The 25,163-nt window shown below is 63.0% G+C and carries 29 protein-coding genes and 1 pseudogene; 17 read left to right on the forward strand and 13 right to left on the reverse strand.

What is annotated here, in order from left to right:
* The first annotated feature begins 9 nt into the window (after positions 1-9).
* The 4 genes from BLS42_RS10730 (at position 10) to BLS42_RS10745 (ending at position 2,353) form a co-directional block, all read left to right on the forward strand.
* Positions 10-648, forward strand: coding sequence for a LysE family translocator (locus BLS42_RS10730; RefSeq protein ID WP_090580724.1), 639 nt, complete (start codon positions 10-12; stop codon positions 646-648).
* Between the two features lie 152 nt (positions 649-800).
* The gene (locus tag BLS42_RS10735) at positions 801-1,412 is read left to right on the forward strand and encodes a VOC family protein (RefSeq protein ID WP_090580727.1); all 612 of its coding nucleotides are present in this window, start codon (positions 801-803) and stop codon (positions 1,410-1,412) included.
* 140 nt (positions 1,413-1,552) lie between these two features.
* A complete protein-coding gene (locus BLS42_RS10740; RefSeq protein ID WP_218122099.1) occupies positions 1,553-1,810 on the forward strand; it encodes a globin family protein in 258 nt (85 codons plus the stop codon).
* 159 nt (positions 1,811-1,969) lie between these two features.
* Complete coding sequence (locus BLS42_RS10745) at positions 1,970-2,353, forward strand: SRPBCC family protein (protein ID WP_371129554.1); 384 nt, start codon at positions 1,970-1,972, stop codon at positions 2,351-2,353.
* An 11-nt stretch (positions 2,354-2,364) separates the two neighbouring features.
* On the opposite strand, the gene BLS42_RS10750 is transcribed toward BLS42_RS10745, so the two are convergent.
* Together BLS42_RS10750 and BLS42_RS19980 are read right to left on the reverse strand one after the other, a co-directional pair.
* The gene (locus tag BLS42_RS10750; protein WP_143019180.1) at positions 2,365-2,667 is read right to left on the reverse strand and encodes a hypothetical protein; all 303 of its coding nucleotides are present in this window, start codon (positions 2,665-2,667) and stop codon (positions 2,365-2,367) included.
* A gap of 270 nt (positions 2,668-2,937) precedes the next feature.
* Positions 2,938-3,090, reverse strand: coding sequence for an LPXTG cell wall anchor domain-containing protein (locus tag BLS42_RS19980; protein ID WP_143019181.1), 153 nt, complete (start codon positions 3,088-3,090; stop codon positions 2,938-2,940).
* Positions 3,091-3,296: 206 nt separating this feature from the next.
* Between BLS42_RS19980 and BLS42_RS10755 the strand changes: the two genes are divergently transcribed.
* Both BLS42_RS10755 and BLS42_RS10760 read left to right on the forward strand, forming a co-directional pair.
* Entirely contained in the window at positions 3,297-3,785 is a 489-nt protein-coding gene (locus tag BLS42_RS10755) for a GNAT family N-acetyltransferase (protein WP_090580740.1), read from the forward strand.
* A 140-nt stretch (positions 3,786-3,925) separates the two neighbouring features.
* A complete protein-coding gene (locus BLS42_RS10760) occupies positions 3,926-4,597 on the forward strand; it encodes an alpha/beta fold hydrolase (protein ID WP_090580743.1) in 672 nt (223 codons plus the stop codon).
* Positions 4,598-4,866: 269 nt separating this feature from the next.
* Here the strand turns inward: BLS42_RS10760 and BLS42_RS10770 are convergent, their stop codons facing one another.
* Entirely contained in the window at positions 4,867-5,217 is a 351-nt protein-coding gene (locus BLS42_RS10770) for a DUF1003 domain-containing protein (RefSeq protein WP_176803350.1), read from the reverse strand.
* A gap of 367 nt (positions 5,218-5,584) precedes the next feature.
* Here BLS42_RS10770 and BLS42_RS10775 point away from each other — a divergent pair, with 367 nt between their 5' ends.
* Entirely contained in the window at positions 5,585-6,112 is a 528-nt protein-coding gene (locus tag BLS42_RS10775) for an RNA polymerase sigma factor (protein ID WP_090580746.1), read from the forward strand.
* 115 nt (positions 6,113-6,227) lie between these two features.
* Positions 6,228-6,707, forward strand: a complete 480-nt coding sequence (locus BLS42_RS10780) for a GNAT family N-acetyltransferase (RefSeq protein WP_176803352.1) — start codon at positions 6,228-6,230, stop codon at positions 6,705-6,707.
* Between the two features lie 102 nt (positions 6,708-6,809).
* Here the strand turns inward: BLS42_RS10780 and BLS42_RS10785 are convergent, their stop codons facing one another.
* Positions 6,810-7,247, reverse strand: a complete 438-nt coding sequence (locus BLS42_RS10785) for a dihydrofolate reductase family protein (RefSeq protein WP_256336403.1) — start codon at positions 7,245-7,247, stop codon at positions 6,810-6,812.
* A gap of 310 nt (positions 7,248-7,557) precedes the next feature.
* Here BLS42_RS10785 and BLS42_RS10790 point away from each other — a divergent pair, with 310 nt between their 5' ends.
* The 5 genes from BLS42_RS10790 to BLS42_RS10810 all read left to right on the forward strand — a co-directional run bounded on the left by BLS42_RS10790 (position 7,558) and on the right by BLS42_RS10810 (position 11,556).
* Positions 7,558-7,896 (forward strand): PadR family transcriptional regulator, encoded by a 339-nt coding sequence (locus BLS42_RS10790; protein ID WP_256336404.1) that lies wholly within the window; start codon positions 7,558-7,560, stop codon positions 7,894-7,896.
* Entirely contained in the window at positions 7,893-8,894 is a 1,002-nt protein-coding gene (locus BLS42_RS10795) for a hypothetical protein (protein ID WP_090580754.1), read from the forward strand. Before BLS42_RS10790 ends, BLS42_RS10795 begins: the two co-directional genes overlap by 4 nt.
* 99 nt (positions 8,895-8,993) lie before the next feature.
* Positions 8,994-9,944 (forward strand): hypothetical protein, encoded by a 951-nt coding sequence (locus BLS42_RS10800; protein ID WP_090580757.1) that lies wholly within the window; start codon positions 8,994-8,996, stop codon positions 9,942-9,944.
* Between the two features lie 78 nt (positions 9,945-10,022).
* Entirely contained in the window at positions 10,023-10,343 is a 321-nt protein-coding gene (locus BLS42_RS10805; protein WP_090580759.1) for a hypothetical protein, read from the forward strand.
* A 145-nt stretch (positions 10,344-10,488) separates the two neighbouring features.
* Complete coding sequence (locus tag BLS42_RS10810; protein ID WP_090580762.1) at positions 10,489-11,556, forward strand: hypothetical protein; 1,068 nt, start codon at positions 10,489-10,491, stop codon at positions 11,554-11,556.
* Positions 11,557-11,582: 26 nt separating this feature from the next.
* On the opposite strand, the gene BLS42_RS10815 is transcribed toward BLS42_RS10810, so the two are convergent.
* Positions 11,583-12,161 (reverse strand): hypothetical protein, encoded by a 579-nt coding sequence (locus BLS42_RS10815; protein WP_090580765.1) that lies wholly within the window; start codon positions 12,159-12,161, stop codon positions 11,583-11,585.
* A 460-nt stretch (positions 12,162-12,621) separates the two neighbouring features.
* Between BLS42_RS10815 and BLS42_RS10820 the strand changes: the two genes are divergently transcribed.
* Positions 12,622-16,110: an FG-GAP-like repeat-containing protein gene (locus BLS42_RS10820; protein ID WP_176803354.1), complete on the forward strand. Its 3,489-nt coding sequence runs from the start codon at positions 12,622-12,624 to the stop codon at positions 16,108-16,110.
* Between the two features lie 195 nt (positions 16,111-16,305).
* On the opposite strand, the gene BLS42_RS19985 is transcribed toward BLS42_RS10820, so the two are convergent.
* Together BLS42_RS19985 and BLS42_RS10825 are read right to left on the reverse strand one after the other, a co-directional pair.
* On the reverse strand, positions 16,306-16,806 hold the full coding sequence (locus tag BLS42_RS19985; RefSeq protein ID WP_143019182.1) for a hypothetical protein: 501 nt from the start codon (positions 16,804-16,806) through the stop codon (positions 16,306-16,308).
* 35 nt (positions 16,807-16,841) lie between these two features.
* Positions 16,842-17,438 (reverse strand): SGNH/GDSL hydrolase family protein, encoded by a 597-nt coding sequence (locus tag BLS42_RS10825; protein ID WP_090580771.1) that lies wholly within the window; start codon positions 17,436-17,438, stop codon positions 16,842-16,844.
* A gap of 108 nt (positions 17,439-17,546) precedes the next feature.
* On the opposite strand from BLS42_RS10825, the gene BLS42_RS10830 reads away from it, so the two are divergent.
* The gene (locus BLS42_RS10830) at positions 17,547-17,924 is read left to right on the forward strand and encodes a VOC family protein (RefSeq protein ID WP_090580774.1); all 378 of its coding nucleotides are present in this window, start codon (positions 17,547-17,549) and stop codon (positions 17,922-17,924) included.
* A gap of 103 nt (positions 17,925-18,027) precedes the next feature.
* Here the strand turns inward: BLS42_RS10830 and BLS42_RS10835 are convergent, their stop codons facing one another.
* Positions 18,028-18,555 (reverse strand): P-loop nucleotide/nucleoside kinase family protein, encoded by a 528-nt coding sequence (locus BLS42_RS10835; protein ID WP_218122100.1) that lies wholly within the window; start codon positions 18,553-18,555, stop codon positions 18,028-18,030.
* 216 nt (positions 18,556-18,771) lie between these two features.
* On the opposite strand from BLS42_RS10835, the gene BLS42_RS10840 reads away from it, so the two are divergent.
* Both BLS42_RS10840 and BLS42_RS10845 read left to right on the forward strand, forming a co-directional pair.
* On the forward strand, positions 18,772-19,497 hold the full coding sequence (locus BLS42_RS10840; RefSeq protein ID WP_090580777.1) for a class I SAM-dependent methyltransferase: 726 nt from the start codon (positions 18,772-18,774) through the stop codon (positions 19,495-19,497).
* A gap of 210 nt (positions 19,498-19,707) precedes the next feature.
* Positions 19,708-20,619: an NmrA family NAD(P)-binding protein gene (locus BLS42_RS10845; protein ID WP_090581178.1), complete on the forward strand. Its 912-nt coding sequence runs from the start codon at positions 19,708-19,710 to the stop codon at positions 20,617-20,619.
* Here BLS42_RS10845 and BLS42_RS10850 read toward each other — a convergent pair.
* The 5 genes and pseudogenes from BLS42_RS10850 to BLS42_RS10870 all read right to left on the reverse strand — a co-directional run bounded on the left by BLS42_RS10850 (position 20,616) and on the right by BLS42_RS10870 (position 24,817).
* On the reverse strand, positions 20,616-21,308 hold the full coding sequence (locus tag BLS42_RS10850; RefSeq protein WP_090580780.1) for an alpha/beta hydrolase: 693 nt from the start codon (positions 21,306-21,308) through the stop codon (positions 20,616-20,618). The two genes, BLS42_RS10845 and BLS42_RS10850, sit on opposite strands and share 4 nt — an antisense overlap.
* Before the next feature lie 160 nt (positions 21,309-21,468).
* The gene (locus BLS42_RS10855) at positions 21,469-21,819 is read right to left on the reverse strand and encodes a DUF6616 family protein (protein WP_090580782.1); all 351 of its coding nucleotides are present in this window, start codon (positions 21,817-21,819) and stop codon (positions 21,469-21,471) included.
* Positions 21,820-22,093: 274 nt separating this feature from the next.
* Positions 22,094-23,050 carry an SDR family NAD(P)-dependent oxidoreductase gene (locus tag BLS42_RS10860; RefSeq protein ID WP_090580785.1) on the reverse strand — a complete coding sequence of 319 codons (957 nt, stop codon included), beginning with the start codon at positions 23,048-23,050 and terminating at the stop codon, positions 22,094-22,096.
* A 259-nt stretch (positions 23,051-23,309) separates the two neighbouring features.
* Positions 23,310-24,360 (reverse strand): annotated as a pseudogene (locus BLS42_RS10865) (LLM class flavin-dependent oxidoreductase).
* Complete coding sequence (locus BLS42_RS10870) at positions 24,353-24,817, reverse strand: hypothetical protein (protein ID WP_090580788.1); 465 nt, start codon at positions 24,815-24,817, stop codon at positions 24,353-24,355. Before BLS42_RS10870 ends, BLS42_RS10865 begins: the two are co-directional and overlap by 8 nt.
* Between the last annotated feature and the right edge of the window lie 346 nt (positions 24,818-25,163).

The following is a 25,163-nucleotide window of genomic DNA, read 5'->3' on the forward strand; positions in this document are numbered from 1 at the left end:
ATGGTGCGCATGACCGCTGTAACCCTGATGGCTTTTGCGGGCCTGTGCCTGCTGCTCTCCGTCACCCCGGGCCCGGATACGTTCCTGGTGCTGCGGATCTCCCTGCAGAATGCAGTGGCCGGCCTTGCAGCGGCACTCGGCTCGGCGCTGGCATCCCTGGTCTGGGCAGCGCTGGTGGGTGTCGGACTCGCCGCAGTACTGGAGGACTCCGCCGAAGTGTTCCGCTGGCTAAAGATCGCAGGCGGGTTGTACCTGCTGTATTTGGGAATCTCGTCGCTGATCCGGGCCCGCCGCACAACAACTACATCCGCAACAACCGGACACTCTCCCCGCCGGAGCTACAGCCGAAGGACCGGCTTCGGCGCCGGTGCGCTCTCCACACTGCTCAACCCCAAAGTCGGCCTGTTTTACCTCGCCGTCGTGCCGCAATTCATTCCGCATGGCGGCAACACGCTGGACACCGCCATGGTGCTTGGTGCCATCGAAAGCGCTATCGGTTTCCTTTATCTGGCGGCCGTATCCATCGCCGCAGCGAAGGCAATGGCCTGGCTGCAGCGGCCGCGAGTGAGCAGCTGGCTCGAACGCGGCAGCAGCGGCATCATCGCTGCACTCGGCCTGGGCGTGCTGGCATCCAGCACGAACTCGTAGCCCGCGCCGGCCATCCAGGCCGAAGGTAGCCGCCGGCCGAGGCGGATGTTTAGGCGCATGCGGAACGGATCGATCAGGATCGGAGAAGCGATCCGCTGGGCCACAGCATAAAGTCAACAACACGACCTGCCCACCTCACGGAAGGACCTGCCATGACCTCCATCGAATCAGTCACCCTCGAAGTAGCCGACCCGACAGCCGCCACTGCCTTCTACGCCGCCGCCTTCGGATTGGGCGCGCAAGTCCGCGTGCGAGCCTCGGAGGCTCCGACGGCCGGGTTCCGTGGGTTCACGATGTCGCTCATAGTGTCGCAGCCCTCCACCGTCAGCAGCCTGATCGACACCGCTCTGGCGGCTGGCGCCTCAACACTGAAGCCGGTCCAAAAGTCACTGTGGGGCTACGGCGGCGTCGTACAGGCTCCGGATGGAGCGATCTGGAAGGTGGCGACGTCGGCGAGGAAGGACACCGGTCCGGCCACCCGGCAGATCGACCAGATCGTGCTCCTGGTGGCGGCCACCGACGTGGCTGCGACCAAACGGTTCTACGTCGACCACGGCCTCACCGTAGGGAAGAGTTTCGGCAAGTACGTCGAGTTCGCCATGCCGTCCAGTCCCGTCAAGCTGGGGCTCTACGGGCGCCGCGCCCTCGCCAAGGACGCCGGCGTCTCTCCCGACGGCACGGGCTCGCACCGGCTCACGATCGGCAGCGACGCCGGCCCGTTCACCGACCCGGACGGGTTCGCGTGGGAGGCCGCATCAGTGTGAGCCGGGCGGCGGCGGTCGTTTAGCCGGTCGTGTGACCCCGGGTTCCAGCCCGACTATACTCGGCGGCTCGCCGCGTAGAGGCGGAGGCTTTAGGTGGTCCGCCGACCTACTCAGACTCCTACGGCGACGAGACATCAGTGGTGCGAATGCACAGCGGCAACGGGCCGCACGAGGATATGGACCGTAGAGCGATCGGCTGCTTCGATCAGGCGCTGGCCGACGTCGGACTCGCCGACGACAACCGTCTCCGCAAGGTGCTGCACGACTACTTCGCTTGGGCGACCACCACCACGCTGTCCCGGTACTACCGCTCCGCAGATGATGTTCCAGACGGCCTGCCCATCCAGCGGTGGTCCTGGGACGGGCCCGTCAGAGGGATGGGTTCAGACGCCATCTGATCGCACCGCACACCCAGGTGTCATGGCGTTGATGGAACACGATCGGCGGGCTGTCATACTCTGACTATGGCCGTCTACTTCGAATGCACAACGCGGACAAGCATGCCCAAGCCCGAGTTATTTGATCTTGCACGCAGTATCGACGCCCACAAAGACTCGATGACGCGGTCACGGGAGGATGCCGTCGCCGGCGTCAGGTCCGGCCTGATCTCATTGGGAGAACAGGTTACCTGGCGCGCCTGGCACTTCGGGGTCCCGATCCGGATGACGAGCCGGATCACCCAGATGGAGGCACCGGACTATTTCGTGGATGAGCAGGTCACGGGCCCGTTCCGGCGGTTCCGGCACGTTCACGAGTTCAGCGAAGATTCCCATGGAACCACCATGGTTGACCGGATCGAGTTCGCGGCCCCATTCGGCCCGGTCGGGCGAGTGGTCGAGAGACTGGTCCTGGCCCGCTATCTCCAGACGCTCATCGAAACACGCAATCGGCACCTGACCGCGGACGCTAACCCCGGACAACAAGCGTCCACGGCCGACTAGCTTGGGACCCCCTAACTGCCGGCGCCGTTGATCGGCTGCTGTTCGTTGGACCCCGGGCAGCTTGCCCTCGTGGCGTCCACGTGGCGCATTACCAGCGAGGCTGAAACTAGGGCCGCTGAAAAAGGCAGACAACCGACTCCCGCGAGTTGATAAATGGCCGAAAAGATGGGCAAAAGCACCTGACTCGCCCCTGAATCCATGGCGATCAACTGCAGCTGGTTCGCGGAGATAATCGTGACAACTCCGATCATCCCCAATATCAAACCGGCCCGCAGCGTTCGCCTGTACATCGACGGTATCTCCGAATTATCCACTTTCATCCCCCATTGAATGGCCGCTGGTGCCGCGGCGGTTATTCCACCTAAACACGAGGCCAAGAGTCATACAAGCGAAAATGTCACCGGAAAATTCAAGGGGTCCGCGCCGATCGACTCAGCTACCACTTCGAAGAGATCCGGGTGGCAACCGCGGCGCGAACCCGTAAATACGGGGCAGGATGCGTATTCTGAAAAACTTCGGCGCACGAAAGCGGCGGCCGGTCCTGGGTGGGACCGGCCGCCGCCTAAGGAAGTTCAGGTTGAGCGTTAGGCCTTGGCCTTTCGCTTCATCCAGCCCCAAACAGCCGTAGCCACCAGCAGCACCAGGCCGATGATGGCCAACCAAAGCAGGCCCTTCACGGCGAAGCCAAGGATCGAAAGAACAAGCCAAATGATAAGTAGTGTGATTATTAGTCCCATACTGGAAGCTTATGCCACGCCAGTGGCCGTGGTGGCGCAGGCGTGGATCTAGCGGCGCGTCTTATACTCTCCGCCCACTCCCCCGCCGGAAAGGGCGAAAAATGGCCGCGGAGTCAAACCCAAATTGGCGCTTCCGCCATACCGTTCGCCGCACTACGGACGCTGAAAGTCAGCCTAGGCGCATCTCACGAAGTTAGGCTGGACTTATGGAGTACCAGATCCGCCAGGCCTCTGCCGACGATGCTGATGCCGTGGTTCGAATGCACACCCTGGCCCATGAGGAGTGCTATGGGCCGCTCTTGCCCTCAGGGTTCTTCGCTGCCCGTCGCGCCAGCATCCCCGCGCGGGTGGAAAGACGCGGACCATATCTGGACAGTACTCAACCGCGAATCATCGCCTTGGACGCAAGCAACGAAATCGTGGGATTCGCCGACGCGGGTCCGGGGCGTGACGAGTATCCTCCCCAGGAATTGGAGCTGTACTCCATCTACACGCTGAACCGCACCTATGGCACGGGGCTCGGCGCCGCCCTGCTGAAGGCCGCCATCGGAGCCTCATCCGCCTACCTTTGGGTGATTGAGGCCAACCCCCGAGCTCGAGCTTTTTATGCCAAGCAAGGGTTTCATCCCGATGGGGAACGTAAACTGCTTCCACCTGACTGGGACGGACTGCCCGAGATACGAATGGTCCGTTAGCGGTTGCCGGGGTGCCGTTTTCCTTGCGGACGGGGTGAAAATGGGGAGATGAGATCCGCGTTGAAACAAGATCGGGCCAACGGCGACCACTTGCTGGTACGGAACCGGGGTCCCGCCGTCGGCGTTGGGCTGGTGCTTCGGTGAGTACGTTCGTGCTGATACCGGGAGCGGGCGGCGCAGCCTGGTACTGGAGCCGAGTCGTTCCTTTGCTTCAGGGGGCCGGCCACGACGCCATGGCGGTCGAGTTGCCCGGCGACGACGAAAATGCCGGGCTGCCCGAGTACGCGGGTCTGGTTCTCGAAGCTATCGGTGGGCGCCACGACGTCGTGCTCGTTGCGCAGTCGCTGGGTGGCTTCACCGCCCCGCTCGTTTGTGAACGGGCTACCGTCCGAGAGCTTGTCCTGGTGAATGCGATGATCCCGGTACCGGGCGAAACTCCCGGCGCATGGTGGGACAACACCGGCTGGGCCGCAGCGCAGCAAAGCGCGGCGAAGGCCCACGGGTACAGTAGCGAGTTCGACACCGACACCTACTTCCTGCACGACGTTCCATCGGAAGTAGCGGCGGAAGGGGAACCGCATCAGCGCCCTGAAGCAAACGCGGTCTTCGAGTCGGTATGCAACTTCACGGACTGGCCCAGGATCCCAACCCGCGTGATTACCGGAGGGGCAGACCGGTTCTTTCCACTGGATTTCCAGCGGCGGGTCGCCCGCGAACGCCTCGGTGTGGAGCCCGACGTCGTGCCCGGCGGCCATCTCCTCGCCCTAGCAAACCCCGATGGCGTGGCTGATTACCTGCTGCGCCGCCACTGACCGATCCGAGTCGCCCACAGCAGGGATCTTGCCCGTTCCCAGCACGTCCTCTTCGCTACCGAACCGATGGATCACAACCCTGGCTGGCGGCCATGGCCTCCGAAGAACTGGTGTACGTTGGCCCAATATTGGGGGTGACCGCCACCTTCCCCCTCCCGGACTCCCCTGCGCATCCGCTCAGCCTCTCCGATCTTGAACCGTCCGCGGCGGCGTCCCAAAAGTCATGACCACGGATCGACGAGCCCTCAGCGCGGGCGTCTCTGCGAATCCTAGGCGCCGGCGCCGGCATCAATCCTGACGTTCGCGGCGGCCGCAAAGATCTGCAGCTCCCGAAGGATCTCCAGCTGTTGACTGTTGATTGCCATGAGCAGGTCGATCTCCTCCTTGGACTTCAGGTTGGTGTCGTGATCGTGCTGGGCCATCGCTGCGGCAATCGCGTCCTGCCGCTTGGCCGCGATCAGAAGAATCGCCCCCTGCAGCCCCGCCAGCATCGAGAGGAAGAGATTCAACAGAATATACGGATACGGATCCCAGGCATTGTTCGCCAGTGCCCAGCTGTTGATTATCGCCCACACAATCATGAAGCCGATGAAACCGCCGACGAACGGCCAGCTGCCCATCCCATTCCGCATGACGTCGGCAGCCCGTTGGCCCGCCGTTTAGGATTCCTTGTGGGTTTCGTGCCAGGTCTTTCTCTTATCAATCATGCCCAACCGTAACGCTGGGACTCCGATGGGTCCCCATTGTCGCCCGCGATGCTGCGGCACGCCCAGCATCGTAGGTCGGGCCCGGACGTCCCCCCACTGGGATGGCCTGCAATTGGGCGGGTGCTATGCATGATTCGTATCCAGCGGCCAGATCCGTCATCGCTCAGTCGTGAATCGGGCCGAATTGGATGCCGGTCACAATTTCTCAGCGGTAAACAGTCAGGCGGATTATTTTTTGCAACGCGGTTACACTTTCGGAGTTGCCGGACATTAACGGGGTATGAGCTTGCAAACAGTCCGGAAGGAACGTGGGGAATTGGAGCGTGAGAGGCGGTTTTTGGCCGCGCATGCGGCCGGCCATGACCGTATTTATCGCTATTTCCGCCGTCGCACAGATAACGCCGCAACCGCTGAAGATCTGTGTGCCGAGGTTTTCAGGATTGCCTGGGAAAAGTCCGGAGAAGAGTGCGCTCTTTCGGTCATGATTCTTTTCGGGATAGCGAAGAATGTGCTCCGAAATCATGGCCGGTCCGCTGTCCGGTCCGCGAGCCTCTTCGGTGCGCTGCACCGCGAACGTTCAGAGGGGCGCCACCCGGCTGAGTCCCCGGTCCAAGAGGCGCTGAGTCAGCTCCGCCCCGACGATCGCGAAGTGTTGCTCCTGACGTATTGGGATGGCTTCAGTTCCGCGGAAGTTTCCGATCTGCTCAATACCAGCGCCACGGCCGTAAGGATGCGTCTGCATCGGGCCCGCAAACAACTGAGTCAACTATTAGAGACGCAAACCGCATCAGAGGGAGCAGAAAGATGAGCCGAACCAGCATGCCAGAAGACATCAGCAACCAGCTTGCTTCCGCCGATCCGGGATCATCGGTCACCGAAACCGAGCTGGCCCGGAGCCGGGCGAGGTCCCTGGCATGGGCGACATGGCGGAGAACATCAAGATCCGGGTATGCCTGGCCAGCGATTTGCGCAGACTACAGACTCATGAGCCTCCGAACGCCAATATTGCTCTGGTCTTCCTCAACCGGCAAGATGCCGGCGACATCATCTATGCCACCGCTTGGATCGGAGACGAACCGAGAGGCGGTGCCGTCTTGGATTTCCAGACAGATCCAGACCCGGAGCTGAAACATCTCTTCGTCTACCCGGCCTATCGCGGGCAGGGCGTCGGACGAGCCCTGTGCGAGTGGATCGAAGGTCAAGCCCGGCAAGCCGGGCATCGCGCGATTCGACTGGGGGTCGACCCCGACAACCGTGCAGCGGTCGGCCTCTATGAGAGCCTTGGCTACATCCCCAATGGCGACGTCGAAACTACCAACTACAACTACATCGGCGCCCACGGCGAAACGCAATACGCCACGGAAACCACATCCATCTACCGCAAGTGCCTCACCCAGAGCTGAATGCTGCCCGGACGGTTCGGGGTGGCGGTTGGTGCGATGTGCGAATCCCTGGAATGAGCAGCATCGCCGTCGTTCGATTCTTCGAAAGTGCGGGCCCTCCGCCTATCTATTGATCTCGTAGCGCAGAATTGCCACGCCGTTTTCGAACGAGGTGGCCTCGAGCAGCAACAGGTCCTGCCAATCCTCGAAAATGCGCGTTCCCTTGCCGCGTGAAACCGGGCAAACCAGCATCCGGACTTCGTCGACCACGCCGGCGTCCAGCAGGGAGTGCATGAGTTTCAAGCTCCCCCACAGCCAGATGTCCTTGCCGCCCTGCTCCTTGAGCTCCCGGATGATGGCGACCGGGTCGCGCGTCACGGTGGCGGCGGGAAAGTCGCCCCAAGGTCCGTCATCCAGCTTCGACGACGCGACGAACTTGGTGAGGCTGTTGAGCTTCTCGCCGTACTCGCCCTGTTCGTCGGCGTGCGGCCAGTAGTCCTTGGCCTGGGCGTAGGTATTCGCGCCGAGAATCATCGTGTCGACCGAGTCGATGAACCCCATCACGCTTGCCTTGAACGCACTGGTGTCCGTCTCGGAAAAGGGCCCCCTGACACGAAGCTGAGCCCGCTGTCCTCCTCCGCGGCAATGTTGTCGACGGTAACCCACTGCTGGACTATGAGTTTTCGCATGGCGCCAATGGTAGCCCGCTGGCGCGCGGTCAACGACCCCCATCTCGTAGCGCTGGCCCGGGCCGGCGCGGTGTTCGTCAACGGCAAGAATCCCCGATCCCCTAGACTCCTGGACACTACCCATGGCGAGAAAGGTACCTCTGAGTGGTTGTATATTCTGATTAATTGAATATGCTGTTCCCGTGAGCAAACATGAGATGCGTGAACCGACGTTCCTGGTCCTTTCGGTTCTGGCCCGGGGCCCGAAACATGGTTACGCCCTGATCGCGGAGACGGAGGCCCTGTCCGAAGGACGGGTGAAGTTGAAGGCCGGCACCTTGTACGCCGTGCTTGACCGGCTCCGGGACGAAGGCCTCGTGGCCAGTGCGGGAGAGCAGATCGTTGACGGGCGGCTGCGCCGGTATTTCGAGTTGACGGATCCTGGCGCGCAGCGTTTGCAGGAGGAGGCGGCGCGCCTGGAGGCCAACGCCCGCCGGGCCATGGTCAATCTTCAGGTCCGCGCGTCCGGGGCTCCTGCATGAACGCCGCAGGGTCGGCACTCGAGAAAACCTACCGGCGGGCGCAGGCGGCTTACCCGAAGGGGTGGCGTGCAGAGCACGGCGAAGCCCTGGTGGGAACCCTCTTGGACATCGCCGACGCTGAACACCGGCAGAAGGCAAGCTTTGGGGAGCTTGTAAACATCATCAGCAATGGGCTGGGCGTCCGGGCATTGGCACTCACGGGTCGCATCGCACCGGCGGCGCGGGACCGGATCGCGGTTGCTGCGACTGTCGTCGGGAGCTCCTTCGCCACGCTGATGCTCTTTCTCGGTGAGGTGGGCCCGTGGATCCGGCCGGGCAGCCTGATCTGGCGCCCGACGGGTGCCGGCGTGTCCGAGAGGCTGGTCGAATTCGGGCCGTTCGTGACCTTAACGTCGTTGGTCTACCTCGCCTGGATCGCCGTTTTCCTCGCGACCGCGGCCCGGCGACCTCGCCTGCGCCGCGGGCTCCTGTGGGCCGTCATCGCGGTGTCGGCCCTGGCACCCCTCTATAGCTGGCTTTGGGGCGTGATGTCCGCGCCCGTTCTTGTCTCCGCAGTCGCCGCTGCCTGCGCACTACTGGCGCTGGCCGGAAACCCGAATCGCACGGGGCATCGGTTCCGGTTCGTTCTCTTTGGCGCCCCGGCGACGGCGGCGGCTGTGTTGTGCATGATGGTGCAGCAGATTCCGGGCCGGGCACTGTTTTTCTACAACGCCCGCAGCGTTTACCCTATTGACTCCCAGACGATCAGCTGGGGTCTCGGGCTCGGGTTGTTTTTAGTCTCTGCCACACTGGCGGTCCGGCCGCACCGCAGGCACTGGCCCGTCATGGCCGCCGTCGCTGCCTCTCCGATCGTGGCGAAACTGCTCCTGCCCGTCACGATTACCGGCGACGTCTACACGTCCGCAGCGGTGCTGATGGTCCTACTCTCACCGGTCGCCGGCGTCCTCACCTGGAGATGGCACCGCAAAAGCCTCCTGACCGGGGCGCAGCCCGCCTGACACGATCCAACACCGGCATCGACGGCACATCCAAAGCAACAATCCGTCGACACGCGTCGACAACATCAATCCAGCACCAACGGATATTTGGGGGAAACCATGAAATACAAGTCCCGTGCCACAACCTCGGCCGGCACCAAGACCGGCATCATTCTCAGCTGCGCCATTGCCCTGACCTTGACCGGTTGCGGAGGCATGGCGCTGGCCTCTTCCCAGGGGGTGCCCGGCGCCAACGGACGGGACAGCTCCGCGGCCGGAGGAGAACCTCTCGCCGGATACATGGCCGAGGAGTTGGACCGGATCCAGTTGGCCCAGGACACCCTCAGGCTCACGTGCATTGCCGACAACGGGTTCCCGGAGCTGCGCAGATTCATTCCCAAGGACCGGGTAACGAGCCGGACCCGGGAGCAAATCACCTACAACCCAGATGACATCTTCTTCGAATCCGAAGCCGACGCCCGGAACCGGGGGTTTGGCCGCTCAATCCCCGCCCGGCCGGACAAAGTCATCCCGCATGAAAAGACTTATGAGGGCGTCTCCGAGACGTGCGCCAAGCTCGCCTGGGAGCAGCTGGACAAGGATGCTTTTCAGACATTCCTTGAGTACCAGCAAATCGGGTACGGCATGCACTCTTCCAGCGCGGCCGTCGCGGTTCCGGCCGCCGAAAAGGTCGGACCGGCCCTCCTGAAATGTCTCCAGGACAGGGGCGCCCCGGTCACAGCGGGAAACGAGTTCTTCGGCATGAGTCTCAATGTCAAGCGCGGGTCCCTCGAACGGCCGGAAGAAGGAGGACCCTCCCCTAAGAAAACCTCGGGCATTGAAATCATCCCTGGCATCCCGGAAAACCGCTACATACCCACCCCGGAAGAATCGGACCTGGCAGCCTCGGTCTACAGTTGCTCCCGCAGCGCCGGCGTCCGCGACGAGCACAAGAGGATCATGACGGCCCCTGAACGCGACGCGTACGCCGCCAACAAGGACAAACTCAACGAACTGGAACCCGATGTGCGGCGCCTGTCCGACACCGCCACCACACTCCTCAAGCAGTAGCACCGCAACGTGACTTACCCGCCGCGAGGCGAATCCATCCACCGACAAGCCACACAAACGTCGAACCACGGGGGAACCATGACGAAAAGAATCAAAACTGCAGTCGTAGCCGCGGCCCTGGGGTCGCTGATGGCCCTGTGCGCTGCCTCCGGTGTCCAACCGGCCGGCACGGACCATGCGGGCCCATCCTCCGGACCTGACCACCCGGAGTGCTACAACACGGCCAAACTCAACGATCCGAATGACTTCTGTTACCGGACCATGGGTCCATGGAACAGCACCAGGTCATCCGATGAAGAAGTCCGGGCACTCATGCCGATCGAGCGGATGCTCGCCGCAGGCAAGACCACCGAAGAAATCCGGCGATACCACCCGGAATACTCGCCACCGGCCAGGTAGCCGCCAACCCGAACTTCGAGGAAAAACGTGGACGTTGCAACAACCGTCGCCCTCAGTCTGACCCTTCTCATGACTCTCGGCATCGGCCTCCTGCATGGCTACCAGCGGACCACCGGTCTGCGTTCGATGGTGCAAGGATGATCCAATGACGCCAAGTATGGATCTGCTTCTGCACGGGCCTCGCGGGCGCCGTCTATGTCTCGAGCTGGCGATGCAGCTGGATCCGGATGTCAAAACTGCGGCATTCTGGTTGGCGTACGAACTCGATAGTGGGAGGCGGACATCGAGGGCCCTGCTGACCGCTGAATCGTCCGGTGACATTGCGACTCCACACTCCGCTCCGTCACCAGAGGAACTCGCGGCCAGGCTCGCTTCTCTGGACTTCGCCGGCCTCTACGATGAACGGATGCAGGCGGCCCTCGAGCGGTCGGTGGACTCTGCAAGATATTGGCAGGAGCCCGATGGAGAGGACGTGCTCGCGGGACTGCCGGTCATCACCGCGGCCCTGGTCCCGGTGGCTCAACAGCTCATGGCAGCACCCGGCATCCAGTGGTACTGGCAGCCCCGCCGGGTTGAGCAGTGGGCCATCGACTGGCGATCAGCAAACGACCCGGCTCCCCTGCCGAAGAATCCCCGACAAACACTGACGGAGTGGGGCCGCAAGGAACGGGCCGCGGAAGAACGGGCTGCGCGCGATCTCCCCAATGACCCTCGCGCTAACGTCTCCGGAATCTGGTGGTCGATCCCGCACGGGCTGGTCCACACCGTTGGGCAAGTCCCGGCCGGCCTGAGCCTCGTTGAAGACTCCCTAGGGTGGGAGCATGCGACCACGGTTCCGGTTCGGGGAGCGGGCCGGACCCTTGAAATCCGTACGGCAACTGACTGGGTAACGCTGTGCCGCAGGTTCCCCCTTGAAGTCAGTGCATCCCGCCGACACGACTGGTACCGCGCGACCGGGCGCCAGGGCCGATGGCTGATCCCGGATTGGGAGCATGTCGCGAGCGACTGGGACGCCGTACACCTGACAGTCCTTGGTTACCTCAACGGCGCCACGCGAGCACTCCAGGTCGATGCCCAAACGGCAACAGTCATCGCAGGATGGGACCCAGACAGTACGATCTGGCTCACGGACGTCGCACGCGAATCCGAAGGTCCCGGGCATGCTTGGCAACGGGCCTCGCACGGCGACCGCTGGACCCGCGTGCCACACTAGCCGTATGTCGCTTTGAGCGAGTGACGTTAATTTGCGGCGGGCTCGGTGCGAGGCGGAAGCGGACCGGCAACGGCGATCAGGGCTTTCTCGTAGTCGCCGCCAAACTCGATTCGAGTGATTTGCTTCAACCGATACGAGCTCATGTCACGTTCCCAGCGAGCTTGCCCGTCGACTTCCAATAGCCAGACACGCTTCTTTTCCCAGTCCACCGGGGCTCCGATATAGCACTCGTCCGGCCACTGCTGCTCCGTGTACAAGGTGACTAGAGTCTGAAGGGCAGCTGCGCTGGTGATGATCGTCTGAGGTCCGGACAGATCGATGGGTGCGGATGGTCCGGCGGGTGGCCACTGATCCATATGCCGCAAGAACCGTGCCTCGAAGGAACTGTCTTCTCGCACCTTCGTTACGTCGGAGACGCGCAGCACCGTGAAGCCGTCCAGGTAGCCTCCGTCCCTTGTCTTGACCACGAGCATCCAGGTTTGGTCAATCGCTAGAACGTAGCCCCGGATTTGGTCCGCTTTCTTGGTGCCACGCTTGATGACGACGTGACTTTTGCCCTCCACGGCCCGGCGGAGCACATCTTCGACGGCGCTGCTTTTCTTCACAGCTGAAGCATGCCATATCCAAATCGGATCTCGTTTTCGATTGTGTAATGACCTTGGCTTGCTGTAGCAACCCCCAACGGCAGCAGCTCGCAGGCCCGTTCAGGGTAAACGTGTGAATCGCCGCGCTAAGTGAGGTGCTGCCCGCCAGTGCCCGGAACACAAATGCAAATTCAATGCCCATTTGAGCCTTGATCTCCTGCGCATAGCCTGGCCTGTGTGAAATATATTTATAGATAGTTGCTTGTGCGAGCACTCTTTGGGGTTTACGTTTCTCTCAGCAAGTCAGTGTGTTGGGGGCGACTGAACTTGCATTCTCCCCCTGGACCTGAATTCTTCTGATGAAAGTGGTCCCGTGGGGGTTGGTTCTGTCCCGATGAATCGCGCGATTTTGACGGTGGTTCTTTGCGGCGGTCTCGTCGTTTCCTCCGGCAGTTTGACGGCGGTGCCGTCAGAGGCAGCGATGCCCATCACAGGCTCGCCGACGACGGCGGCAACCACCAGTTCCGTCGACACGCCAGACATCAGCACCACTGCGGTGCCGGACGCCGTTGTCGGGCAGCAGTATCACGCTGCTCTGGCCGCGAACGGCGGTTCCGGCCCGTATTCGTGGTCCCTCGCGGGCGGCGTCCTCCCGGAGGGGGTCACACTCGATCCGAAGACTGGGGTGCTGGCTGGGATTCCGAAGGTTAATGGGACAAGCCATCCCATGATTACGCTCACTGATTCCCAAGGTGCGTCCTCGATGTTCACGACAGCCCTGGCCGTGCAGGCGGCCCCTAAAGCCGCGCTCCCGCTTTTGATGACCGGCGTGCGGTCGATAACAGAGGGGCAATACGCTGATTACGCGGTCAGAGACGACGGCACCGCCTTGGCCTGGGGCAACAACACATACGGATCCCTGGGCAACGGAACCTTCAGCCCAACACAAGTGCTCAGTCCCACCGAGATACCGGGTCTGAACGGCGTGGTGTCCATAAGCACCACGACCTATGGTGCCCAGTTGGCGCTGAAAGCGGACGGGACGGTCTGGTCGTGGGGCACTAATGCCTACGGAGAGCTTGGTATCGGAACCACGCTTCCCAGCTCTTCCCCCCGACAGGTGACCGGACTCACCGGGGTGAGAACGTTGGCGGTCGACCGCAATTCTATATTTGCGGTCAAGTCGGACGGAACAGTCCATGCTTGGGGGCAAAACGACCTTGGCCAGTTGGGCAACGCCACGTTTATCAGTTCCTCGACACCCGTGCAGGTCGCAGGGCTTGTCGGCGTGAAATCGATCGCCCCGTGCGGAGACGGCATCTTCATCGCCTACAAGATCGATGGCACACTCTGGAAATGGGGCGGTTGGTCCAGTGGCATAGATCCCCTCCCGGCCGTGGCAATCCCCCACATTTCGGGCGTTCGTACGATGGTGGCCAGCCGGTACGCCAAGACTGTGTACGCGCTCAAGTTCGACGGAACCCTGTGGTCCGCCGGATCAAACAGCAGCGGGCAGAGGGGTTACTCAGGCGGGTCTGATAACGACCCAGCGTTCCAGCATTTTGCGCCCATCGCTGGTCTTTCCGATATTCAAAGCGTCAGCACTATTGACGGCGGCTCCGGCTCCGGCACCGCGTTCGCGGTGAAGAAGGACGGCACGGCCTGGGCCTGGGGGAACAACTCCTTCGGAGTGCTCGGGACTGGAACCACGGCGGCCCGATCCTCCACACCGCAACCGATTCCGGGGCTTACAGATGTTCAGTCGATTTCGTCGAACACCTTTGGCCGTGCCATCTACGCGCTCACAGTCGACGGCACCGTCTGGGGCTGGGGCGAGGGCGGAGTGGGCGAATTCGGCACGGGCGCCGTGGGAACTGTTACCTTGCCAATCCGTATTCCCGGTCTGAGCAATGTAGTCGCCCTCTTACCAGGCGACGAATCGGCTTACGCCATTAGAGCTGACCGGTCCGTGTGGGGGTGGGGGGTCGGAGTGAGTAAGCGCCTCAGTGACGGCACGCGGGGCTATTCGGTTCCGCCGTTACAGCTCGGCTCGTCGAACTCTTTTCCGGCCGGCGTTGGCACCGGGCTGCATCCGGCCGGAGTCGCCCTTAGCCCTGACGGGACTGCCGCCTACGTCGCCAACGAAGGCAGTAACACCCTGTCTGTGGTCGATCCCGAAAACGGAACCGTCCGCACGACTCTGCCCGTGGGCAACAGTCCCCGGGGCGTGGCAATTAGCCCCGACGGCGCCCAGGCCTTCGTGACAAACAGCGGCGACAACACTGTTTCCGTCATTAACACGGCAACCGGCGCACTCGCCGCCACCATAGCGGTCGGGTCGGGCTGGGGTGCGTCGGCGGTGGCGTTCACCCCCGACGGCGCAAAGGCGTACGTGACCAACGCCGGAGAAGGAACTGTGGCTGTCATCGATGTCGGATCCGCATCCGTGGGGGCGGTCATTCCTGTTGGAGTGGAACCTGTGGCCGTCTCAATCACACCGGACGGAACGCAGGCAATCGTGACCAACTTCTCCGATGACACGGTGTCCGTGATCGAGACCGCCACAGATCGGGTGGTCAAGACCATGCCCGTCAGTGGGGGCCCGCGAAGCGTCGTCGTAACTCCGGACGGCCTGAATGCCCTCGTCAGCTGTGGGGGAACCAACAGCATCTCGGTCGTTCACCTCGCCACCACCCAGGTCAGCACCGTCCAAGTCGGCTCGCGCCCTGCAGGCGTAGCGCTCACCGCTTCTGGCACACGCGCCCTCGTAGCCAGCACAGGAAGCAACGAACTTTCGGTCGTCGACGTGGCATCCGGCAGAAGCCTGGGCACCTTTCCGACTGGAACGAGCCCGTCAGGCGTTGCCGTCGCCCCCGACGGGTCCACGGCGCTGGTGACGAATTCAGGCGGAGAGACTGTCTCAATCGTCAAACTCGGCCCGGCGATGGGCGTCGCCCTTCCGGCGGCAGCAACCGTCGGTGTCCCCTACGCCTATCACTTCAATGCAGGAATCACACCGCCACCGGCCTACAGTGTCTCCTCCGGCTCACTTCCGGCAGGGTTGACCCTGGATAGTCGCACCGGGACACTCTCGGGTAAACCAACCGTGGCTGGAACGTCGACGTTCAGTGTGACAGCCAGTACCGGGACCGCCCCGGATGCCACCGCATCGGCGCTAACCATCACCGTCGTGACGGCCTCGACCGTTCCGTCCATGACACGCGGCGCATGGCGCGATTTCAATGGCGACGGCATCTCCGACCTCCTGTTCCGCTATGACGACGGCACACTTGCCGTGCTGGGCGGAAGCACAAAAGGGACCAGCTCCTCAGTCAGCATCCTGTCCCCGGGCTGGGCCCGCATGAACGCCGTGGTCTTCCCCGGCGACTTCACCGGCGATGCGAAGACAGACATCCTTGCCCGGGACTCTACCGGCGCGCTGTGGCTATACCCCGGGAAGGGCGACGGCCCGCTGCTCCCCCGCATCAAGCTCGGTTCCGGGTGGAACACGATGACTGCAATCGTCGGTGTCGGTGATTTCAAGGGCCACGGCCGAGCAGATGTGCTCGCTCGCGACACGACCGGTGTGCTGTGGCTCTACCCCGGCAACGGAAAAGGCGGCTGGCTCCCCCGCATCAGAATCGGCGCAGGGTGGAACTCCATGACCGCACTGACGTCCCCGCGTGACTTCAACGGCGATGGAAGGTCTGACCTCCTGGCCCGCGACACGACCGGCGTGCTCTGGCTTTATCCGGGCAACGGAAAAGGCGGCTGGCTCCCCCGCATCAGACTCGGTGCCGGGTGGAACATCATGACCGCGGTCTTCGGGGCGGGTGACTTCAACGGTGACGGTAAGGCCGACGTTCTCGCTCGCGATAAGGCCAACACCCTCTGGCTTTACCCCGGCAGCGGGAAAGGCGGCTGGCTCCCGCGCGTCAACCTTGGCAAGGACTACGCCCCGCTGATGTAGACCTGCATGGCAATCCGAAGTCGGCATTTTCGAAGCAGCGGGCTCAGGCGGTGGCATTCCTTCCTACCCCTCACCATCCCCCCGCTCTTCCAACCGCGGACGCCCCGGCGAGCGGACGCTAGTGAGCCCCCTTTTGCCGTGCATCGTTCCAGGTTCGCCAGGAGATCGGGGATTCCTGGGTCGATGAGGCATCGATCATGGCATCGGCCCAGCTGGCCGCGTGTCTACCTGCAGCCACACATCAGCCGTTCCGGACTCTCTAGAGAAATGGATATTCCAGCATCCGGGCTCGTCAAGAACTAAAGCGGAACCGTATTCATCACCCGGGCGGGCGTAGTTGCTTGACGAGTGGAATTCAAGACCCCAGGCCAGACGCGATTCTTCGCCGCCGGGTCGGGTCACCTCCACGGCTGGCCGGCCAGAACCGCTGATGCGCCAAACAATCTTCTTTTCAGCTTCAGAGGCCAGAAGAAATCCTTCCGATTGGACCTGGCCGTACAGCGTGATCCCGTCCTTAGACGAACCTTCAACTTCGGTACCGTTGACGCCGCTCTCTAGGATTCGGGAGGGCGAGGCGCATTGAGCCATGGCCGTTGATGGCGCAGAGGAAGCCGTCGATGGGCTTTCTGAGGTACATGCACTGGCCGCGAGCACGAAGGAAACAACGACAGCAGCGCTGCCAACAAACTTCGGCACGGCAATATGTCGGAAACCCACGCCACTATCAGGACTTAGGCGGCAGCCCGGACTCTGGCCACGTATGGCTCAAGTGCCTCAGTCATGACCTCGGCCAGCTTGGCGTGGCCGAGATCGTTCGGGTGTATCTGATCCGGTTCCGGGTAGAAGAACGGGGTAGGATCGGCGGCGAAGACGCCGTATTGGCCCAACAGGAATGGCAGGCCCGTTTCCTCTGCACACTCGGCATGGAGATCGAAGACCCGGCGGATCCGCGGTGGCTCTTCCCGGAAGGGCCAGTAGGGTTCGACGACGAGCACCTGGGAGTCCGGGAGTGAATCGCGCAGCCTGGACATGTCCTCGACCATGGTCCGGCGGAGCTTGTCGTCGTTCTCGGGCAGCTGAATGAGGTCGTTGGCCCCGAGCGCAATCAGCGCGATGTGTGGTTCCGCGTCGATGACCATCTCCAGCGGATGCTTTTCGAACAGGTCGGTGTCCCGCTTGGTAAGAAACCCCAGGCCGTTGACGGCGAAGTTGTGCTCCTCCAGCCCGTAATTCGTGCAGACGATCGATGTCCACCGCTTGTCGACATGGGAAATCCCCCGCCAACCTGTCGAAATGCTGTCCCCGTACACCCCAAGTCGCAAAGTCATTCCAGGACCCTACCACCCCTCGCGTCCACGTCTTTGTCAAGTCCACGGTCCGCAATTCAAGCAGCGATTTAGCCACCAATTCCAAATCTCCTGGGCTATCGTGGTGCCATGCCCAGCCAATTAGCTGTCATAACCATCGACGCGATCCAGCCACAGGTGGTGGCCGACTTCTGGTGCGCCGTCCTCGGCTGGCAAGTTATCGAAGGGGACAACGACGTCATCAGCATCGCGCCGCAGGACAATTCCTGGCCTTCCATCGATGTGGTCGCGGTGCCCGAGGGCAAAACCGTCAAGAACCGGCTGCATTTCGACCTCAGGGCTGACGGCGCATCCACTACCGAGGAGCTCGAGCGCTTGCTCGCCCTTGGCGCACAGCGCAGAAACGTGGGCCAGGGGCCGGACGTCAGTTGGGTGGTACTAGGTGATCCCGAGGGCAACGAGTTCTGTCTGCTGTCCCGATCCGTCCAGGACGTCGCTCAAGAATAGGTGGAAACACCTGGACGGTGATTGCTTCGAAGCAGGCGTACTGGGACCGGAAACCTCTTCCGTCCCCCAACGCGGAACGTGTTGGGGTCGACCCAAGATTCGATTAGGAGCCCATCAACAGAGCCAGTCGTGCTCGCAGCCCGGCGGTGTGAACAGGTTCCGATGTGTCCACCGAGAGCGTTGGGCCAACCGATAAAGGAACTGCATTTTCCGTCCAGTCGGCCCAGGCCGCCGCCGCTGCCGCGGGCGCCATCGTATGAATCTCATGCCTCAGACGAATTTCATACCGCTCCCTGGCCAATTCCGGGTCGATCTCGCACCAAATCTCTACTACTTCCGGGCTTCCCGATTGAGCGATACCTTTGGCCACGTACTCCAGGTCGCGTGGCCGGTACCACCACGATTCCACGATGGCGGTTCCCGGGATCGCGGCCGCCAGTTGCCACATCGTTTCGGACGCGATCTGCCCGAGTCTGCCGCTTCCGACATTTCCCAATGCGATGTCTGCAAGTGCTTCCTTCAGCTTGTCCTTAGAAATGACGGGCAAGGACAAGGCCTGACCGAGTTGTCGACTGAGCGTGGTTTTCCCCGAACCAGGGAGACCATTTATCAAAATCAGGGATTTCGCCATGGTTCCATTGTCGGTTCGGGAACGAAGTCCGTGCAGCGGCTGGCCCCGTGTCGACGCCTCCGGGTCAGCGGAGACCGCCAAACGGCGCTCCTGAGCGGCGTACGGCTTCCGTGGATTGAGTTTGAGTGTTGCGGTCGGACGCTTTCTCGGGCGGTTTTTGAGCGATCGCGATGCGTCCGCGGGATCCGCCCTCTGGTCCCGTGCAAGGATGGGGCAATGTTGGCAGATTTTGTTAAGGCCTGGAATCAGGGCAAGAACCCTGACTTGTATGAGCTGGAAAATGCGGCCATGGACCGCGACGACATCGTTTGGGACGCACTGAACGCCGTCGCACCCTGGGCAGGGAAGACCCTACTCGACCTTGGATGTGGAACGGGATTCTGGCTTCCGCGGTACGCGACTCACGCCCGGGAAGTTCTTGGTGTTGAACCCGACGTCGACCTCTTGGACAGGGCGCGTTCACGAACGCCGGCGGCACGTGTGCTGCATGGGTCCGCTGAACATATCCCTCTCGGCGATGCATCGGTTGACGTAGTCCACGCCCGATTCGCCTATTTCTTTCCAACTCCGGATAACGACTGCTCGGCGGGGCTGTCAGAAGTCATGCGGATCCTGCGACCCGGCGGCACTTTGGTCGTTATTGACAACGACCAAGTCAACGGCGATTTCGCAGAACTCCTGGCTGCCAGTTCCGCCGCAGAAACCCAGGGCCATGAAGACTATGTTCGCGGCTGGTGGTTAGCCCAAGGAGCACGTACCTCCGCCGTAATGAGCACTTGGGAGTTCAACACACCCCAAGACCTTCGCGCTGTCGTCTCCATGGAGTTCCCGGATGGCACAGCACAGCCGTGGTTGAACGCCAATCCAGATCGTCGCCGGCTGTCCTACGGATATTTGCTCCATCACGTCAGCCGGCCTGCCGCCCAGAGTGGCATGCGATAGGCGCAGCGCCCCAAACGCATGCCCATGCTGAAGTCCCATCTACGGCCGTTTCCTGGTCCAGTGCACAGCGTCAACGACCTGTGACTGATCAGCGGAACTTCTTGGACCGGGCGCGTCGTTGCGTCAAACCCTGGAATCGCGTCTGCCCCACCGTTGGTAGTCTTTAGCCGACAATCGCCTTTCCACCAGACATCACTTGAGGTGCAATCCATGACCGCGACGACACCCCCTCCGGGCACCGTCCTTCTCGCCGGGGCCTCCGGCGATCTCGGCGGCCGGATCCTGCGGAATCTGGTCGCCCTGGGGGCCACCGTTCGGGTCCTGACACGACAAGAGACCGGAACAGCACGGATTGCACAGCTACGCGCCCAGGGCGTCGAGGTGATCCAGTCCGATTACGACGATCCGGACAGCCTCCGAAGGGCCTGCACGGATGTTGACTGCGTGGTCTCCGCGGTCAACGGTCTCGACGGCGCGATGTTAGGTGCGCAGTCGCGCTTGCTGGAGGCAGCGGTAGCGGCGGGCGTGCCGCGTTTCATCCCGTCCGATTTCTCCATCGATTACCGTGGTATCCGGCCCCGAAGCAACCGGAACTTGCAGCTCCGCAGAGACTTCGCACAGAGATTGGACGCAACCGAAGTCCGGGCCACATCGATCCTTAGCGGCGCCTTCACCGACATGCTATCCGGGCAGGCACCAATGATCCTGTTCTCCCGGCACCGTGTGCTCTTCTGGTCCGACCCCGACCAGGTGCTCGACTTCACCACTAAAGACGACACGGCCACCTACACCGCCGCCGCCGCCCTCGACGAGCGGGCGCCCCGTGTCCTCCAGGTCGCCGGGGACCAGGTCACGGCAAGGACCCTGGCATCCACGATGACCGACTTGACGGGCACACAATTCCGGCTCCTCTACGCCGGCAGCGTCGGTTCCCTGACTGCTATGAGCCGGGCAGTCAGAGTCCTCATGCCGGCGACTGACGAGCCGTTCCCGCCGTGGCAGGGCATGCAGTACTTCGCCAGCATGTTCAGCGGCGACGCGAATCTGCGTTACATCGACAACGACCGGTACGGCAGCCGGAAATGGACGACCGTCCGGGACGTCCTGGAGCAGCACCGCTAGCCGCGCTGCGCCGCCTCCTTGATCAGTGAAGCCACGGCCTGCGGCTGGGAGACGTACACGGAGTGGCTTGCGGCAACCTCGGTGACCGATGAACCGGCCCGTGCCGACATCGCCTGCTGCGCGGCCGGCGGAATCATCCGGTCCTCTGTGGTGATCAAGTACCAGCTGGGCAGGTCCCGCCAGGCGGGCCTGGTGACGGCCCCTTGGAGTGCGCCGACGCCCCAGGGGACCTGCGAGTCAGCCATGAAGGCCGCCTGCCCGGGCGGCACATCCGCCGCGAATGAAGCGGCAAACTTCTCGCGGTCCAGGAAGAGGAACCCGTCCTGGGGCGGAAGGATGGGCGGGACCGGCGCGCCGGGCGGCGGATCGGCGATGAGGGTGTTCACGGATTCGCCCGAGTCGGGGACGAACCCGGCGATGTAGACGAGGGCAGCGACCTTCTCGTCAGTGCCGGCTTCGGTGACGACCGCGCCCCCGTAGGAGTGACCGACAAGCACCACGGGGCCCTCGCAGTCAGCAATCGCCCGCTTGGTAACGGCGACGTCGTCTTCCAGGGACACCGTCGGGTTCTGGACGACCTTGACGCTGTAGCCCTCCGCGGTCAGCAGGTCGTACACGCCCTGCCAGCCTGATCCGTCGACGAAGCCGCCGTGCACGAGCACGACGTTTTTTACTGATTCTTCGGACATGGGATTCTCCTGTTTCGTAAGGGAGTAATAGCCGGATGCTAGCCCGGGCCGCTTCCCGCCGCCAGAGTCCACTGACCGGGGAATGCACCGAAGTCTCCAGCCCGGCCGGGCCGCAAACCATCACCAAATCCAACGACCGCCGCGGGCACAGCGGCCCTCATCAGCGAGCGTCCTCCTCCAAAGCGACGTGTTCCGCTGCGACGGCGTCGACGGTGCGGAGTTCTCCGAGCACGTTCACCTGATCGAACCAGGTGTACCAACCGGAACGCTCGACGCCTTGCAGGAAGGCGCCCGCGAGTTCGGCGTTCGGCGCCTGCCACACCGCGAACCAGTCGTAGTCCGCGCTGTGGTCGGCCGATCGGTCGACAGATCCCCAACCCAGCGTGACGATTCCCGCCTGAGCCATCTCGGCCATCGCCGCTTTGATCCCGGCGAAGAGTTCTTCCCTAAATTTGACCGGGGCCGCGAGGAACTCCCGCTTCGCTGTCCAGGTCTCTACTACGACGTACATAGCTTCCCTCCCAATCCGTGCGGCAGTTGACGTGCAAGGGTCACGCTAGGGGTGCGCACCCTGCTCGACAAGGGTCAAATGGTGAACTTTCCCAGGGATCTGGCCCACGGCGAACCCGAGCCGGGCGACGGCAAGCACTCAAGCAACGATGATTGACAGCCCACTGCCAACAGCCACGGCCGAACTTCCGCCGGCATGAAGTCGACGGCGTGCACCTCACCACAGGGCGCGTCCCGTGACCTGTCCCCTGGTGCTCACGGCTCCGACGGACCGGCTAGTGCGTCCGCGCGTCGGCAAGCATTGCGAGTGAGACCTCCCAGAGCTGCTCGGCGGCGGCCGGGTCCAGCGCCCATTCCCGGACACCGGCGCCGACAGTCAGGGCGCCGGGTTTGGCGTCGTTGGCAATGATCTGCGCTTCGTTGGCATCTTCGAGGTAGCGTCCGCCGATCCCTTCGAACTCGGGCGCAACGGCCGCGACAAGCGTGGTGGAGGCGCCCTGCTGCGTGGTCTTCATCCCTGGCAGTGCCTTCCACTGTTCGATTTGCTCCTGCGAGGCGTGCCGTCCCAAATTAGTCTCGATGCCCCCTGGCATGACCGAGTTGGCAAAGATGCCGTCCCCAGACCAGCGCCGGGTCGACTCCACAGCAAACAGCGCATTCGCGGTCTTCGACTGCCCGTACGCTGCCCAGGGATCGTAGGCACGACGTTCGAAGTTGATGTCATCAAAGACAACCGGGGAGGCCAGGTGGCCACTGGAGCTCAGCGAAACGATGCGAGCCTTGCCTGGCGAAGCCAGCGCATCATGCAGCCCGAGGGTGAGCGCGAAGTGCCCAAGGTGATTGGTCGCGAACTGCTCCTCCCAGCCATTGGAGGTGCGCCGCAACTCAGGGATCGCCATGACCCCGGCGTTGTTGATCAGCAGGTCCAGCGGAACAGTCCAGGAAACGGCGAACGCGTTCACGCTGCCCAGATCGAGCAAGTCGAGCGCTGCCACGTAGACGGCCGGGTTCCCGGTGGAGTCCATGATGTCCCTGGCCACCTCCACCCCCGCGTCGAGGTTCCTGACGGCGATCGTCACCTCGGCGCCGGCGCGGGCGAGCGAACGGGCCGTCTCGACACCAATTCCGGAAGCCCCGCCGGTGACGATGGCGTGCTTTCCCGAGAGATCCACGCCGGCGATGACTTCATCGGCCGTGGTGGTGGCATTGAATTTCGTGGTGATTCTAGTCATGACGGGAACCCTTTTCAGTGCGGTTCTCGGGGCATCTGTTGCCCCCCCCCCCCCCCCCCCCCCCCCCCCCCCCCCCCCCCCCCCCCCCCCCCCCCCCGGAGAGGGTCGCGAATACCCGGTGGCCCACAATCCAAGGCTACGCGCGGCAAGGACGAGAAGGGAGCCTCTGCCGGTGCCGCGCCGATGCCCCTCGCGGCCTGCTCGATGCAGTGCGGATGTTACGGATCCGCTGCCCTGGACTGTTCGGCTGCGCCGCTATCTACGCCATCATGTCGCGCACCAGCGGAGCCACGCGGGAGCCGAAGAGCTCGATGCTCGTCACTATTTGGCTCTGGGGCACTCCGGGCATGCCGTACTTCAGGTCGAAGCGGCTCGCCCCGAGTGTCTTGAGCGTCTCGGCGATCTTTCGGGCCACGGTCTCAGGCGAGCCCACATGGAGTGCTCCCCCGGGCCGACGTCCCGGAGGAAGCTCTGCATCGTCGGCGGCCTGAATCCGCGCACCCGGGCGGCTTCAGCGAACGCGGTTTCGTAGTGGGGCCAGAATTCTTCGATCGCGCGTTCATCGGTGGCGGCAACGTGCCCGGGCGAGTGCACACCGACGGGGCGCTCGGGATGGCCGAACTCAGCCAGGGCCCGATGGAACAGTCCCGCGAACGGTGCAAAGCGTGCAGTTTCGCCGCCGATGATGGCAATCATGAGGGAGAAGCCGTAGCGTGCGGCGCGCACCACCGATTCCGGGCTGCCGCCGACGCCGATCCAGGTGGAGAGGTGCCCAGATTCCGTGCGGGGATAAACGGTCTGTCCCTGCAGGGCTGCCCGGGTATTGCCGCTCCAGGTGACGGGCCTTTCCTTGAGAAGCTCGGCGAACAGGTTACCTTTTCTTCAAAAAGTTCGTCATAGTTTCGGAGGTCGTACCCGAACAGCGGGAAGGACTCGGTGCTTGATCCTCGTCCGAGGATGACCTCGGCGCGGCCGCTGGAGAGTGAGTCCAAGGTTGAATAGCGCTGGAAAACCCGGACGGGGTCATCGGAACTGATGACCGTGACTGCGGATCCAAGGTGGATGCGTGAGGTGCGGGCTGCGATCGCGGCGAGAACGACGTCGCCCGCTGAGAGGGGAAAGCTTTCGGTATGGTGTTCGCCGATCCCGAAGTAGTCCACGCCGGTCTCCTCGGCGAGCACGCCCTCGTCGACGAGGTTCCGGATGGTCTGGGCGTCCGAATGCCGCGCCCCGGAGCTGTCGGTGTGGACATCACCAAAGGTATCGAGCCCGAGGGTGACGGCCCCGGGGACCACCGCGTGTTCAGTCATTGTTGAGCCGCTCTCGGCCCAGAATAGCCAGGGTTTGCCGGGTTGCATCTCCACGTGTGGTCTTGCGGTCCAGTACGAGGGCCGCGGCGATGCCGAGCATCCAGATGTCCTTTGCCAGCCCGGTTCCCTGCGGGCTGGGCCGGATGCCGTCCTCCAAGGTCATGCCGGGCGTCCTCAGGTACATCGCGAACAGCGACCCGGAGAAGATCCCGAGACCGATCCCGGCCAGGCGACTGGGCAGGAAGGGTGTCAGCAAGGCCGCACCGAGCGTCATCTCCGCGTAGCTGAGCATTTTGCCGAACCTCTCGGCGTCGATTCTGCTGACCGGCGGAATAACCCTGGCTGCCATGGCCTGAAGCCCCGCCGCGCTGTCCTTGTCCAGCTTGCGTTTGCCCAAACCGGTATTCAGGATGAATGCTCCTGTGGTCAGGCGCAGGGGGATGTGATTGAGCCTCATGGTCGACTCCTTTCATGAAATCTGGTGATAGTTCCGGCCCGGGCCAGGCCGTCATGCGCTCCCCTCGTGCCGCGGACCTCTCGATCGCGGCAGTGAGCCAGTGGCGTGCGCCGGCGAAGCCCAGCACGGTGTGGGGGCCGGCCGAGCTGGACTTCACTCATGAGACGGTCCTCCTCACCGCTCCAGGTACTTGCGATTGCAAATACCTATGGAGTTAACTGGTAGGCATACACGAAAATTCCGGGCCCGATGAGGTGGATGCCCTGCTCAAGCGGCTTGTCGAGGACTCGCTGCCTGGTCGGCGCGGAGAGCCGGCGCTTCCTGGCCGCGCGACGACGGGCGGGGT

It is taken from the genome of Arthrobacter sp. ov407, assembly GCF_900102895.1.
GTDB lineage: Bacteria > Actinomycetota > Actinomycetes > Actinomycetales > Micrococcaceae > Arthrobacter.